The 14,911-nt window shown below is 48.1% G+C and carries 10 protein-coding genes; 4 read left to right on the top strand and 6 right to left on the bottom strand.

Annotation, left to right across the window (positions count from 1 at the left end; genetic code table 11):
* Positions 1-4 precede the first annotated feature (4 nt).
* A complete protein-coding gene (locus NYE26_RS09090) occupies positions 5-5,614 on the bottom strand; it encodes a hypothetical protein (RefSeq protein WP_339255213.1) in 5,610 nt (1,869 codons plus the stop codon).
* A 353-nt stretch (positions 5,615-5,967) separates the two neighbouring features.
* Positions 5,968-6,555: a TetR/AcrR family transcriptional regulator gene (locus tag NYE26_RS09085; protein ID WP_339255211.1), complete on the bottom strand. Its 588-nt coding sequence runs from the start codon at positions 6,553-6,555 to the stop codon at positions 5,968-5,970.
* Positions 6,556-6,709: 154 nt separating this feature from the next.
* Between NYE26_RS09085 and NYE26_RS09080 the strand changes: the two genes are divergently transcribed.
* Positions 6,710-7,399: an SDR family NAD(P)-dependent oxidoreductase gene (locus NYE26_RS09080; RefSeq protein ID WP_339255209.1), complete on the top strand. Its 690-nt coding sequence runs from the start codon at positions 6,710-6,712 to the stop codon at positions 7,397-7,399.
* 93 nt (positions 7,400-7,492) lie between these two features.
* Here NYE26_RS09080 and NYE26_RS09075 read toward each other — a convergent pair whose 3' ends face one another.
* Together NYE26_RS09075 and NYE26_RS09070 are read right to left on the bottom strand one after the other, a co-directional pair.
* A complete protein-coding gene (locus tag NYE26_RS09075) occupies positions 7,493-8,146 on the bottom strand; it encodes a deoxynucleoside kinase (protein ID WP_339255207.1) in 654 nt (217 codons plus the stop codon).
* Positions 8,143-8,766 carry a deoxynucleoside kinase gene (locus NYE26_RS09070; protein WP_209874512.1) on the bottom strand — a complete coding sequence of 208 codons (624 nt, stop codon included), beginning with the start codon at positions 8,764-8,766 and terminating at the stop codon, positions 8,143-8,145. The genes NYE26_RS09075 and NYE26_RS09070 overlap by 4 nt, the downstream gene beginning before the upstream one ends.
* A 191-nt stretch (positions 8,767-8,957) precedes the next feature.
* On the opposite strand from NYE26_RS09070, the gene NYE26_RS09065 reads away from it, so the two are divergent.
* The 3 genes from NYE26_RS09065 to NYE26_RS09055 all read left to right on the top strand — a co-directional run bounded on the left by NYE26_RS09065 (position 8,958) and on the right by NYE26_RS09055 (position 12,154).
* Positions 8,958-10,490, top strand: coding sequence for a stalk domain-containing protein (locus NYE26_RS09065; protein WP_339255205.1), 1,533 nt, complete (start codon positions 8,958-8,960; stop codon positions 10,488-10,490).
* Positions 10,491-10,620: 130 nt separating this feature from the next.
* The gene (locus tag NYE26_RS09060; RefSeq protein ID WP_339255203.1) at positions 10,621-11,127 is read left to right on the top strand and encodes an RNA polymerase sigma factor; all 507 of its coding nucleotides are present in this window, start codon (positions 10,621-10,623) and stop codon (positions 11,125-11,127) included.
* Entirely contained in the window at positions 11,117-12,154 is a 1,038-nt protein-coding gene (locus NYE26_RS09055; protein WP_339255201.1) for a hypothetical protein, read from the top strand. The genes NYE26_RS09060 and NYE26_RS09055 overlap by 11 nt, the downstream gene beginning before the upstream one ends.
* Before the next feature lie 82 nt (positions 12,155-12,236).
* On the opposite strand, the gene nspC is transcribed toward NYE26_RS09055, so the two are convergent.
* Positions 12,237-13,373, bottom strand: coding sequence for a carboxynorspermidine decarboxylase (nspC, locus tag NYE26_RS09050; RefSeq protein WP_209874726.1), 1,137 nt, complete (start codon positions 13,371-13,373; stop codon positions 12,237-12,239).
* Positions 13,374-13,399: 26 nt separating this feature from the next.
* Positions 13,400-14,599: a saccharopine dehydrogenase family protein gene (locus NYE26_RS09045; RefSeq protein ID WP_036702452.1), complete on the bottom strand. Its 1,200-nt coding sequence runs from the start codon at positions 14,597-14,599 to the stop codon at positions 13,400-13,402.
* Between the last annotated feature and the right edge of the window lie 312 nt (positions 14,600-14,911).

Here is a 14,911-nt window from a genome sequence, read left to right as displayed (position 1 = left end):
TCAACTATTTCAGATTGCCGACAAAGAAGGTAGCAAATTCACGGTCACGTTCCTGGGTTCTCACCACAATGGTGTACCAGCCTGTTTTCGGGAAGGTGACCTTGAAATTACTGCTCACCAGTTCAGCATAGGTCAGCTTCTGCTTCACCAGCTTCAGCTGTCCTTCGCGGTACAGACCAGGGTAATACAGAATATCGAATGTTCCTGCCTGGTTGACCTTGTCTACTCCGCCTACCTTCATCAGGTTGAAGCCGGATACCTTGAAGGTAATGGTGTTGGTATTGAACAACGCAGATTCGCCGGAGGAAGCCGAGATTAAGGTATCGTTACCGAAGACCAGCAATCCGCCGTCCTTCACGACCACCACATCCTGATAGACCACCGTCTTATTGCCTACCTGATCAACTGCTGTGTAAGCTACGCGCTGGCGTCCAAGCTTGCTCAGATCCAGCCCGCTGACCGATACTTTCACGTTAGTCTCAGCCGATACATTATCAGATACGGTGAACCCGCCGAGATCCGTACGGAAGTTAAAGTCTTTCTTGTTCTGAACAATCCCTACGGTTTCCTTGTTCAGTGTCAGCTCAGGTGCTGTGTTATCAAGTCCTGCAATGGTCACCGGAACCTTGTTCACATTGCCCAGCAGATCCGAGATGGCCATCACCGCTGAACCGCTGCTCTCAAAAGCACGCGAGTAGCTGTACGTTCCATCCGCTTTACTGATCTGGTTCGTATACGCGGCTCCGTCTGAAATAGGTCTTACGCCCGAGAACATGTGGTTAGGGGCAGCTACTGTGCCGCTAAGCGTAACCTTCACTTTGCCTTTGGCATATTTCTGTCCGCCGATGGTAACAATCTGATCGGCCGGAACCGCTTTGCCTTCGGCATCTACAAAGGTATAGGCCACTTTGTCCGGTACTGGCGGCGCAGAGAGAACATTTGTTACCTTTTCTTTGATAACTGTTGTATTGCCGTACACATCCACCACAGTGAATGAAGCCGTTCCATTCTCCATGAGTGTAATGCTCTTATCGGCACTGATAATGTTGAACGCTTTAGCCGAAGCATCCGCCTTCTCTACCGTAACCGTAACGCCGGTGGAGAACAGCACATTGCCGCTGTTATCCTTCAGGGTGCCGAAGGTCTGGCTTCCATTCTCGCCATATTGGTAGGAACGGACCACTTTCACCCTAGGCACTTCCTTGTTAATGTTCGCAACGGTTGCTTCAACCTTATTGACATTTCCGGCAGCATCCTTAATTTCGAATTCGAACTTGCCGTTCTCCGTGAAGGTGTATGCTGTCTTGCCGCCATTGTTCACAACCGTGACCGGCTCAGAGGTGCTCTGGAGAAGGGCAACCACATTACCGTTCGTACTCTCCATGTATGAATATTCAATGGTTCCTTCAGGAGGCGTACCGTCAATATTCTTCACGACCAGATACAGCGTATCTGTCCGGTCCGGATCACTGAGATCGGTGAGATCGAAGCTGTAGTAACCATTCTCGTAGATCTTGAATGAATTTCCGGTCCGCACAGGCACCGAAGGGTTAATCTTCGATGGCATTACGCGGATACCCGGAGGGAGCGTAATCTCAATGTCTGCGCCAACCTTGGCATTGACCGGGCTGTTCACGCTTAATGAAGCAAGCGCATAGACCGGCTGTACGGTAGTAAGAGGAAGCTTGATTTCAAGCTGGGCCGGCTTGCTGATCAGACCGCCCGGCGTTCTGTACTTGACCCACACCTGAAGCTCCTCAGCCTTACTCGTCGGAACCTTCACGGCTACGAAGTTCGTATAAGGCTTCCAGTTCAGCCAGCTCACTCCGTTATCCGGTGAGACTGAATATTCGTAACCGGTCTTGTCTTCCGTTTCGAGACTCAGCTTCATAATGGCTGTGTAGCCGTCCGCTGTATCACCGGACAGATAGATCAGAGAAGACTTGGCATCCGACACCGGCGCATCCGGCTTGGTCGTTGCCGAGACCTTGAAGGTTCCTGCACTTGCCTTGATCGTGCTGTTGCCTGCTCCGTCAACCGCGAGTACATATAAGCGGAACTCAGAGATTTCTCCCGATTTCAGCGATTTGTCATCGATGGACACTGAGCCGCCTGCCGGAACATCTTTCCATTCTATGGAAGACTCGTCAGGCACTTTTGCACCTGCATCTTGTCTAACCCATTGATACTTGCTGACCAGTCCTGTTTTGCTGTAGAATTCCGACACGCTAATCTTCGTCTTCTGCAGCGGCAGCGGATAAGCAACACTATCAGGGCTGAAATACACTGCCGGTGCTTCATTATCAAAATAATAAGCCTTTGAGTAGTAGTACGTTTTGTCGCTGTGCTTCACCATAAGATGAATGTATTGCGTGCCGTTTAATTTTAATTTTTCAGCAGGAATGACATAGCTGTAAGTGGCTTCACTTACAGAAGCGCCAAGGCCCTTGGCTGCCAGCTTGGCGTCCGTGCTGGCTTCTGGCGAAGCAGCAGGCGTCGCTGACGGTTCAGTTGCTTCTGCTGAGCCAGTTGGTGTCGCTGACGGTTCAGTTGTTTCTGCTGAAGCAGCAGGTGTTACTGTCGGCTCAGCACTGTTATCCGGTGCCGGAGTCTCTTCCGATTCAAGCGGCGTCAACGAAGGCGCTGTTGGCCCGGAGGACAGGAACTTCATAATGGCTACCGGCCCGATGCTTGCTATAACTTCCGGCTCGGCCGAAGAGTTGGGTTCAGCCGGCGCGCCAGGCTCCGCCGGTTCGGCTCCGTCTTCAAGCAGGCTTTTCTCAGACAAAGGTGATATATCCGATACCATAGAAGCATCCAGTCCGGTGAAATCACTATCCTTTGGACGAAGAGAGCTGTCGCTGATGGCATAGCCCACATAATCGGGATGCACACCACTGATCTGGAAGGTGACATCATGACTCTTCACATAGTTAGGGTTGGCTTCCGGTGTGAACTGCGTCGGAATCGCCGCCTCTGAACTCACGACTACCGCTCTTTCCTGCGGAGTCTTAATCGTCTCATTGCCCGCATGATCCAGCGCCTTCAGATAGAGCCAGTATGATCCGTCCTCATCAATATCCTCATAGGTAGACCGGGTTACGGTTGAACCGGTGTAGGTCGTATCCGCCCACTTTCCGTCCGCCGGGGAATCCCCGTCCTTCACCCATTGGTACTGTACACTTTTGACACCGCTGTGCGGGTCCTTCACAAGAGCTTGTACAGTGGCGATATCCTCTGCCGCCAAGGTAATGGCAGGCCCCTGGTTGTCCAGCTTCAGTACGCCAACTTCGTGCTTCCAGTTAGAGTCGTCATTCTTGAAATCCTCAAGCGGCCAGACACTCTTATCGCCGTATTGTCCAACAGCCGCCAGCGCCTGATTATCGGCATAGAAGATTTTATCTGCCTTGGAACCCGGTGCTTCTTCTATCCAAGCGTCATACTGCGCCTGATGGGTATTCTTGTAAATGTCTTTCTTCTTATGCTGCATCAATTCTCTGGCAGAATCCCAAGACATATCGGCAGTCCATGTATGCAGATACCACTCGCCGCTGTTCCCTTCCTCGAAGGCTTCCACCGGAGGAGCGAGCAGGTTCGTCTTGTTATTCACTACCGACAGCTCTACATTCTCGAATTCTCCCGGATACAGCTCTTCCGACGGCTGCTTGGCGGAGAGTGCGTAACGCTTAAGCGCTGCATAATGATCTCCGGCTACACCAGCGAATGGATCAGCCTTATCCTGGCTCCACCAGTAGTACACCAGACCTACCGAAGGTGAGGCTTCCGCACTCATATTGGAAGGGCGGTAGATCCCGCGGCTCGGCCGCTCTGTTCCACGGTCAGCTACAGTAGGATCAAGATGCGGTACTTTAATGGAAGGATCGTTGGCGTCGATGGTGACCTTGCCTTTTTTGGCATAGGTTGTATCCGTCGCACCGCCTGTCTCGAACCGGTAACCGATCACCGGCTCCGTGTTGTCGATGAACAGGTTCGCCCAGTCAATCTTGGAGTTGGCGAGTGAGAAGTCGCCGCCTTCAATATTAGGAAACTTCTCTTCATGGATTCCATCGAAGTTCGCAGGCTGAATCAGCAAGTTACCTGCGTAATCCTGGATAACATCGGTATCCATCTGGATCGGCTCACTGCCGCCCTTCGCATCATTGGATATGGCTACGGCCTTGAGCAGCGGAGTTTCCACAGTCAGCCCGTCAGGCACGGTCATGCGGAACGTCCAATTCGGTGTATTTCTGCCTATAACATAATAGGCTTTCATTCCGTTATTGAAGAGGATGAAGGTCTTCTTCTCCTCCCAGCCGGTTTTGGCAATCGCTTCTTCCGTCATCTGCAGGGTGAAGTCGATGACATCTCCCTTATTCAGCGTAACTCCGGTCAGAATCTCCGGCTGAATGCCGTTCGCGGTCTTGGAATACTTCGGACGCACAGCATCGACAATGACGCGGTATCCGCCCCGGTCGAAGTCAAACGGGTTCCCGCTTTTCCGGTCCAGCCAGGCATTGCTGCCGCTGCTCGGCACAGTGTTGAGATTGACAACCGCTTTATTACCTGCCGCATCGCTAAGCACGGCTTCTTTCAATTTATTATCCAGCGATAGATCCATCTGCGCTCCGCCGGTGGTTCCCCCGGTAATTAGCGGTTTCAGTGGCAGATTGCCGCTGTTATGGAAAGGAACTCCTGTGTATCTGTAAGCAATTTTTTTCTGGTAGGAACTTAAACTCACCTTGGTATTGGTAAAGCTTATATTCTGCAGATACTGCTGCTCTCCGGCTGCCGGAAGTCCAGTGCCCGGATCACTAACGAACAACTTATGCCGCAGGAAATAATCGGAGTTTGCTTCCACGACCGAAGTCGGTCTGACAGGCTCGCTGAAGTTGTAGCTGAGCGTGATGTTCTCGTCTCTTTTGACATACAGCTCTTTCTGATTAATCTTCTCGTTGAGCCGCTCTGCACCATTGCCGGTGAAGGTATAGTTATCGATGACCGGACGCTTGAGATCCTGGAACTTGAGGTAGAATCCGCGTACACCGGCTGCTTCACCGTCGTCATCGCCTTCGCCCCAGACCCTAATGGTAATAACGGAATTAGGTTTGATGATGGCCTTGGCCGACTTGTTATACCGCTGGCTACTGCCGGTTCGTTCATTAATAATATCTTTTCCGTCAATGTTTACTGTAATAGACGAATGACGCGTCCATAAGAACCCGGAGTGACGGCGCAGTACAGAGAACCCTGTAAGCATCTCCGCATGTCCGCTCTCCGCCATATTTTTCAGAAGCGTATTGTCGGCTACCTTCACCTGGAATTGAACCGTGGCCTCATTATCATCGACACCGGCAAAGATATCTCCCTTGACCCAATCATATTTGGCATCTTTGTCTTTCTCTGTCTGTTTGAAGCCTTGCTCCTCGGTATAAAAGTTGAGGAATGTATTATCCGCAGGGTAGCTTAGGTTCCCAACATGTTGTCCGTTTAGAAACTTGACTTCAAAATCATCACCCGCAGCCTCTGCCAGTCCGCTAAAGGAACTGGGTATTAACGATAACAACATACTAAGAATCAAGCTTAGCGAGGTATATCTCTTCAATCTCCTGCTCATTAACAATTGGTGCTCCCCCTTATTCGTTCATCATGTCCTGTCCGGCATGCAGCAAGCTTCGCTGTAGTCTAAGATTCACTCCCTATGCTTCCGCATTCTCCTTTCGCCCTGCCCTCCCGTGGACAAAAAATACTAGTTATAAACTACCTATTTTTTCATATCTGCGTTTATTCTATCAGGCAGCTCTAAACAAACTCTTAACAAATCTCGACAAAAGCTGCGTCAAACGCCCCAAAACAGGGTTAATATACTCGGAAAACGAAAAAAGTCCTGAATTTTTAAGAGAAAATGTCTGAAAAGCAAAATAAACCGCACTGAGAACGGCTCAGTTGCGGTTTATTGGTGTTGTTTTGCTATCTAGTATTCTTCAGCAAGTCAACCATGTTATGATAATGAATTTCGCTCAGATGGTAGATAAAGTCATCCATCTTATAATTCTCACGTTCAACAATCCATAGACAAATCGCACCTACCAATCCCGATATCATGTACTCGAGGCCAATTTTCATCTTTTCGTCGTGGTGGAAATCGCTGATTCCGGCGAAGATGAACGTTTTAAAAGCGTCTTTTAAGTAGATGGGGAAGTTTGGGTGAATGTTTTGAGTGAGCATGGTTTTAAAGAATATCATGTTTGCATCGATATTGTCGAAAATCGTTTTTATCATCGTACTGAACATATCCTTGTCCATCTCATGGATCGAGCTCACCTCCAGGCTCAAGCAAGCATTCAAATTCTGTACGCTCTCCTGAAATAACTTGTCCATGAATTCAGGTTTATCTACATAGTGTAAATAAAATGTGTTTCGATTTATCATCGCTTCGTCGGCAATGTCTTGTACAGTAATTCGTTCGTAGCCTTTGGTTTGCACTAGTCTCAAGAAGGCTTCCTTAATCGCTTTTCGCGTTTTAAGAATACGCAGATCCACCTTATCCTTGCCCAATAATGAGCCACTCCTTCATAAATAATAGTCAAATATATATAAAATGATGTTTAAATGTCATGTTGACTCATATCAACCATTGAACGTTTTAATTGTAGATTTTACAATTAAAATTGTCAATTACACTCACGTATTCATAAGAGGAGAATCAGATATGAAAACACTAGCGATCATTGGTGCAGGTAAGGGATTAGGAATGTCTATTGCGAAGAGCTTTGGAAAAAATGACTTCCAAGTGGCATTAGTCGCAAGAAACGCCGCAAAGCTGCAAGAAATGGTGAATGACTTGAAAGCGGAGGGTATTAAGGCCTCTTATTTCATAGCGGATATTTTCAGTAAAGAACAAATTGAACAGGCGATCAGTAACATTAAAGCACAGTATGGCCAGATTGATGTGCTGGAATTCAGTCCTACAGCAGGCAACTATCCTCCCACCTCTGTATTGGAGTTAACCGTAGAGAATGTAAGGGACGCATTTGAGGCCTATGTGGTCAGTGCCGTCCAAGTTGTCAATGCTGTTCTCCCTGATATGCTCGCTAAGAAAGAGGGTTCCATACTCTTTACCACAGGATTATCTGCCATGTACCCCGTCCCAATGATGGGGAATATCGGCATTGCTCTTTCAGGACTGCGCAATTATGTAGCTAATCTCCATACTTCATTGGCTGCTCAAGGCATTTTTGTTGGTCACCGTTCTTTAGGCTTGTTGATTAAGGAGTCGGGTACTGGCGCAATCAATGATCCGGATGTGATTGGCGACATGTGGTATCAAGCCTATATGGACAAAACCATATGGGAGGAAGAATATCCCAAGGGTGTAACCCCCGAAACCATTGTATTTTAACATTCTGTGATGGATTTGGCCTCATTGCAGGAAGGCGGATCAAAAAAGCAGCACCAGGATTAACCCCTGGTGCTGCTTTTTCACTCTAACTATTTATTTCCCCACCGCAGTCCGGTTAATTACCGCGCTGACCCGGGTCAGAATCTCCGACATGGAAGCGGGATCATGCACATCATACTCATCAATATTCAGACGCAGCACCGGGCAGGCGCTGAATTCGTTGATCCACTGGGAATAGCGGCCGTGCATATGCTCCCAGTAGGAGACGTCGGTCTGGATCTCCATCTCACGCCCGCGCTCATTGATCCGGGTCAGGATCGAAGGCAGGCTGCCTTCAATATAGATCAGCACATCGGGATGCGGGAAGTATGGCGTCATCACCATGGCCTCATAGAGGCTGGTGTAAGTGGCATAATCGGTCGGGGACATGGTGCCTTGATCGGCGTGCATTTTGGCGAAAATCCCGGTGTCTTCATAAATCGAACGGTCCTGCACGAAACCGCCGCCCAGCTCGAACATCTTCTTCTGCTCCTTGAAGCGCTCCGCCAGGAAATAGATCTGCAGGTGGAAGCTCCACCGCTCGAAGTCGTGATAGAACTTCTCCAGGTACGGGTTATGATCTACCTGCTCCAGTGAGGTCTGGAAGCCCAGGCGCTCCGCCAGTGCTGCGGTCAGCGTCGATTTGCCGACGCCTACGGTTCCGGCCACAGTGATAATGGCATTGTTCGGGATATTGTAACTGTTCATTTCATAAGCTCCTTTACTTGTTCCGCGATAGCGGTGAAGTCTTCGGGGTTCTCCACGAAATCCACCTGGTTTCCGTCGATCGTGACGATTACGGTGGATGGTTCGCGGAGGGCCAGTGATGCCATCGCATCGTCGTAATCCTCAATTAACTGCTCGAGGTAGGCAGGGGCAATGATCTCTTCGAAGGTACGCGCACGCTTGGCAATCCGGGCCAGCAGCGTATCCAGATCCGCCCGGATATACAGAATAATGTTCGGCTTGGGGAAATCATCGGTCAGAATATGATAGATCTCCCGGTATTTGTCCCGTTTCGATCCCTTCAGCGTCCGTTCCCCGAAGATCAGATTCTTATAGATATGATAATCCGAAATGACCGGCTTCCCTTGATCTATGTACTGCACAGTCGTGTCTTCCAGCTGCTTGAACCGGTTGCAGAGAAAGAACATCTCAAGCTGGAAGCTCCAGTCGTCCATATTCTGATAGAACTTGTCCAGAAACGGATTCTCGTCGACAATTTCTTTAATGACCGGAAGCTGCAATTCGGTGGCGAGCATCGTGGCGAGGGTGGTTTTACCGGCTCCAATCGGGCCTTCCACGGCTATAAAAGGTGCATGTTTCATTAACGCTAATTTCCTCCTCAAGTACGGACAATTCCAAAAAACAGACTAAATTATTGTACCACAGGAGCGCCGCCAGCAACGGTTAATTTTCAAAGAAACTTTTCGCACCTATGCAGCGTCTATATTCAAGGTAATATATTCATTTATTTACCTAATTCAGTAATTTCCTAAAGAGAGTAGAGGATATCTTGATGAAAAAAAGAAATTTGCTTGTGAGCATGATGATGGGTTTGACGGCGTGTCTGACTGTTGGGACTCCCGAGGCTGCAACAGCAGCAGCTAGTGGCGGTGGCTCCGGCATCGCTTCCTACGGACCCGATTATCTGATCAAGGATGACGGTTCCCTGTGGGTCTGGGGTGAGACAAAGTCCGTACCTACGCAGGTACACGGACTAAGTGATGTACAGTCTTCTTTCCCGCTATATTACAGCGCAATGGTAACCACCAAGGATGGCTCGGTCTGGAAGTGGGAGAGCAACGCCCGGACGATGGCCATCGAAGTTACGCCAGTGCCGGAATTGAAGAATATAACCAGTTTCCAAAGAGTATACCCGCGTCATTTAGCAGTCACCGGAGAGGGAACGGTATATACTTCAGTTACGTCAACTGACGATAATACGACCCCACCGTTTGCGCCTGTTCCGGGCCTGGATCACGTTGCAGCTATCTCTCAATATTACGAGAGCAACAAGCTTAACGATAAGGTTAGCAGCTGGGATCGTTATCTGTTCCTGAAGACAGACGGGACGGTCTGGACCAGCATTGACGAACTTGCCACTTTTACACCCGTCCCCAATCTGAAGGATATTGTGCAGCTCGAACAGAATTATGCGCTCAGCAAGGATGGCAGCGTCTGGACCTGGCCAGACCAGGATAGTTATTTACCGGAGACCTATAGTGACCCGGCCCAGTTAACTGTAACTCCATTCTCCGGCTTAAAAGATATTCGGGCCCTGTACAACAACGGGCGCAGCCGGCTCGCGATTGACATTCAATCCCGACTATGGTTCTGGGGCTCCACGGTCACCGGATATTCGGATGGAACCACATATCAGGATGAACCCGTTCCGGTCGTCTTCTCAGGGATCAGCAAGGTGACCGATGCCTACATCGTTGAACAATCTATTGTCGCCCTGACCTCAGACGGCAAGGTCTATGCGGCTTCGATTGCCGCAGAGCTTATGTCGCCGAATGCAAAGTTCGCCTTACTTGCTTCCGATATTCAGTCGATAAAAGGCGGCGGAAGACATGTCATTATGCAGAAAAACGACGGCACGCTCTGGGGCTGGGGCGTAAACAAGAATGCTCAACTAGGGTACGGTACTTATGAATTCAGCTATAAGCAGCCTGTCCCGATGCAGAAGCCGATCTCCGTTACCCTGAATAGCGAATCCATCGCCTTCACGAACGGAGTAATTACCCGTAACGGACAGAATTTCATTCCGCTACGTTCGCTGTTCACCAAGATGGGCGCTACTATCGGTTATTCCATCGACAAAGTAGTAACGATCACCGGTACCGCTGCCGATAAAACTCCGCTATCCATCGTCATCAATACCGTGAACGGAGCCACCACCGTCAATGGCAAAAGTGTCACTCTGGCCACGCCGCCGTTTGTAGTGAATGGTACCGTCTACCTGCCGCTGCGCTTCATCAGCGAACAGCTCGGCGCCAAGGTTGACTGGCTACCGCAGGAGAGCAGAATTGCGATTAGTATGAAGTAAGGGGATTCTCTCCTGACATAAGAATATTAGCGGACTATTCTCAAATGGAGAATGGTCTTTTTTTAATCTAAAATTCGCCTTTTGAGATATTTTGAAACCTTCAATCGTGTTGTTTATAGGAGGCGAAATAATGAAATCCAGCTCTTTGTTAGACACAGATAAAGAATTCGCTGAACTCTATCAACGTCATGCAGATATGGTCTACCGGCTTTGCTATATATATTTAAAAAATCCTGTTGATGTTGAAGACGCTGTTCAATCTGTATTTCTCAAACTAATTAACACTCCAATGGTCTTTAACGACCACGAGCATGAAAAAGCGTGGTTGACAGTAACCACTAGGAATTACTGCAAAGATATCCTTAAACATTGGTGGAGAACCCGCCGTGTGGCATTGGAACCTTTGCCGGAGATTGTCATTTGGAATGGTATTGAGCCTTCGGGTAAAGTCGTTTCAAAACTTCTTTCACTCCCCGAAAAATACAAAACCGTTTTGTATCTATATTATTTAGAGGAATACACAGTAAAGGAAATCGCTGAAATGTTAGGTCGTAAAGAAAGCACGGTCCAAACACAATTATTTAGAGGCCGCAAACGACTTAAGATGGATTTGGGAGGGAATTATATTGAAGATTAAAAATATCCGTAAGGTTTTTGAAGCTTTGACTCCAACAAATGATCAAAAAGAAAAAATCTTTCAAAATCTTTTAACAAGTAGCCAGATCGAACATAGAAGCCAAAGAAGAACTTCTCCTATAAAACTTAGAAGATATACTATAATTGCCGCTGTACTGATGGTTGGTTTAACCACTACAGCTTTTGCAGCAGTATATACAGGACTTGATGAAGCACTGATTCAATTTCTTAAACCATCCAATAAGGATCAGGTTGTACATATGTCCAATGGCGCTTATACAATAAATAAAATAATTAAAAATAAGCAGGGGTCTGTTGCCATTAAGCAGGTGATCGGTGACAGTAATCTAACTTACATTTTAATGGACTTTACCGCTCCTAAAGGCACTATTTTGAATGCAGCCCGTTATCGTTTTCATGCCCATATCAACTCTAATCAAAGCTCGTACAGTACAGGATACGAGGTACTCGATGACGGGAATCCTTATGACAACAAAATTAGCTTGGTTATGAATATAATGACCGATAATTCCTTAGCTGGTCAAACTGTTGATATTATTTTTAGAGATTTAGAAGCTGCTGATCCGTTTCCCGGTATTTTTGAAACCGTAGTTTCTGGTTCCTGGGAAACCTCACTTAAGCTAGATTTCAAAGAGTACTCTACCCTTTATCAGATCAATCAAGGCATTTCACTTTATGGTTATAAGGCAACCTTAAAGACGATCTCTGTCTCGCCAATTTCCATCACCTTGAAAGTTGAGAGCGATTCATTAAAAGAGATTAATAAATTCGCCTTCAAATCAGAAGAAATTGGTCCAAACCAATCTTTGGATAAACTGCCTATCACAATTAACTTTAAGGACGGCACTTCAGAGACAACCCGCATTTTTACCGGAATGTCTGCAAGTTATTATGAGAGCAACCAGCTGATTACACTAAAAACGTTTGATAATATTATAAATGATAAAGAAATCGAATCTTTCGTATTTTTTGGCAAAAAGATTCCGCTAAACACGGTCCCGCACTGATCGTTAGTCCGGTTTAAATTGTGTACAAAAACGCCCCCTCGGCCAAAGCTGAAGGGGCGCATCTATTAATAATATCTATTCCTTAAGACAACCGGCCGCTAAAATCACTGTATTCGAACTCGCGGATCACCTTGAGTCCTTCTGCTTCATTATAGGAAGCGATGGCCGGGAGGTTGACGCCGTTGAACATGTGGTTCTTCACCATGGAGTAATGCGCCATGTCGGTGAAGATCAGCTTGTCGCCGTATTTCAGCGGCTCCGGGAAGGAATAATCGCCGATAACATCCCCCGCCAGGCAGGTCATGCCGCCCAGCCGGTAGGTGTGGGCGAATTCGCCCGGTTCTCCGGCACCGATGATGCCCGGGCGGTAAGGCATCGCCAGCACATCCGGCATATGGCATTCCGCCGAAGTATCGAGAATCGCGATATCCATGCCGTTATGCATCGTATCCAGTACCGTGGCTACCAGATAACCGGTATTGAGCGCAACCGCTTCTCCCGGCTCCAGGTAGATCTCCACATTGTACGTCTGCTTCATATGCAGAATGCACTTAATCAAGGTGTCGAGATCATAGTCAGGACGGGTAATATGATGCCCGCCGCCGAAGTTCAGCCATTTCATACCGTGCAGATATTGGCCGAACTTCTCCTCTACGACCTTAAGCGTACGCTCCAGCGTGTCCGAATTCTGCTCACACATTGTGTGGAAATGCAGGCCGTCAATGCCGTCCAGCTCGTCCGGCCGGAAGTTCGGCAGGGTTACGCCCATGCGGGAGAAGTTGTAGCAAGGATCATAGAGCGGCACTTCAATCTCGGAATACTCCGGATTGACGCGAATCCCGCAGCTAATCTGCTTCGGCGCGTTCTGCACGCGCTGCTTGAACCGGCTCCATTGGTCAAACGAGTTGAATACCATATGATCGCTGTAGCGAAGCAGCTCATCGAACTCGCGGTCTACATAAGCCGGTGCATAGACATGGACCTCTTTGCCCATCTCCTCGAAGCCCAGCCGGGCCTCGAACAGGGAGCTGGAGGTTACCCCATGCAGGTATTTGCCTACCAGCGGGTACATGGCGTGCATGGAGAAGCCTTTTTGCGCAAGAAGAATCTTGGCTCCGCTCTTCTCCTGCACATAATTCAGGGTCTCCAGGTTCTTCGTCAGCAGCCGTTCATCCACCAGATACGCCGGGGACGGCAGATTGCTGATATCAATATCGATGTCCTTGTTCTTCATGGTCATACGCCTTAATCCAGCAGCGTCGGCGAGAAATCTTCTTGCCAAGGCAGGCCGTGTTTGTTAAGAGCATCCATGAATGGATCTGGGTCGAACTCTTCGATATTGTGTACACCCGGCTTGTTCCAGATGCCTTTGATAATCATCATCGCCCCGATCATCGCAGGAACGCCGGTAGTGTAGGAAATGGCCTGGGAGCCAACCTCTCTATAGCACTCTTCATGATCGCAGACATTGTAGACATAATAGGTTTTGGGCTGGCCGTCTTTGGTTCCTTGAATGATACAGCCGATATTGGTTTTACCTTTGGTTCTTGGTCCCAGGGAAGCCGGGTCAGGCAGAATAGCCTTCAGGAACTGCAAAGGAATAATCTCTTTACCTTCATAATTAATAGGCTCAATAGAAGTCATGCCGACATTCTCAAGCACCTTCAGGTGAGTCAGATAGTTCTGCGAGAAGGTCATCCAGAAGCGGATTTTTTTGACGCCAGGAATGTTAACTGCCAAGGATTCTAACTCTTCATGGTACAAAAGGTAAATATCCTTCGGGCCGATCTCCGGGAGATCGTATACTTTCTTCTCGGACAGCGGCGCTGTCTCAATCCACTCGCCGTTCTCGAAGTAACGTCCGTTCGCAGTAATCTCGCGGATATTAATCTCAGGATTGAAGTTAGTGGCAAACGGATAACCGTGGTCGCCCGCATTCGCATCCACAATATCAATCGTATGAATCTCGTCAAAATAATGCTTCTGCGCATAAGCCGTAAATACACCGGTTACGCCAGGGTCGAAGCCGCTGCCGAGCAGCGCTGTAATTCCGGCCTTCTCGAATCTTTCCTTGTAAGCCCATTGCCAGGAATATTCGAACTTCGCCGTATCCTGCGGTTCATAGTTCGCTGTATCCACATAGTGCACTCCGGTAGCCAGGCAGGCATCCATGATCGTCAGATCCTGGTAAGGAAGAGCCACATTAATCACGACATCCGGCTGGAAGCTCTTGATCAGCTCAATGACTTCTTCCGTGTTGTCAGCATCCAGCTTGGCCGTAGAAATCTTAGTCAGGCCCCCGTCCAGCTTCTCTTTGAGCGCATCGCACTTCGACACCGTACGGCTGGCAATGCAAATCTCTTCGAATACATCCGGGTTCTGGCAGCATTTATGAACAACAACGCTCGCTACACCGCCAGCGCCAATAATTAACGCTTTTCCCAAATTAATAACCCCCTAATTATGCTTAAGTTATTAGTTATTAGCCTTGCTGCTCTGGAACAGGCTACATCCTATGAAAAATCAACAACGCTGATTATACAGAAACTTTCTCAATAAATCAATAAAATCCGACAAAAACTGTGATCTTCCGTGTAAAATCTGCAGTTTTCTACATTAATACTCTGTAATTCACTTCATTGCACTGAAATCCTTCGTTTTCCTTCGCTTTTAACCTTAATAAATTGAAAATCAGCTTAGGGTCCCGTCCACATGTCATTCCATCAGGCCAACCGGATAATTATATCACAACGGCGG

Source organism: Paenibacillus sp. FSL P2-0136 (assembly GCF_037975325.1).
GTDB classification, from domain to species: domain Bacteria; phylum Bacillota; class Bacilli; order Paenibacillales; family Paenibacillaceae; genus Paenibacillus_AQ; species Paenibacillus_AQ silagei.
This window is presented reverse-complemented; position numbering and strand designations above follow the sequence as displayed.

Coding starts and splice junctions, on each gene's coding strand:
- NYE26_RS09090 (WP_339255213.1), bottom strand. CDS start 5,614: ATGAGCAGGAGATTGAAGAGATATACCTCGCTAAGCTTGATTCTTAGT.
- NYE26_RS09080 (WP_339255209.1), top strand. CDS start 6,710: ATGAAAACACTAGCGATCATTGGTGCAGGTAAGGGATTAGGAATGTCT.
- NYE26_RS09075 (WP_339255207.1), bottom strand. CDS start 8,146: ATGAACAGTTACAATATCCCGAACAATGCCATTATCACTGTGGCCGGA.
- NYE26_RS09070 (WP_209874512.1), bottom strand. CDS start 8,766: ATGAAACATGCACCTTTTATAGCCGTGGAAGGCCCGATTGGAGCCGGT.
- NYE26_RS09065 (WP_339255205.1), top strand. CDS start 8,958: ATGAAAAAAAGAAATTTGCTTGTGAGCATGATGATGGGTTTGACGGCG.
- NYE26_RS09060 (WP_339255203.1), top strand. CDS start 10,621: ATGAAATCCAGCTCTTTGTTAGACACAGATAAAGAATTCGCTGAACTC.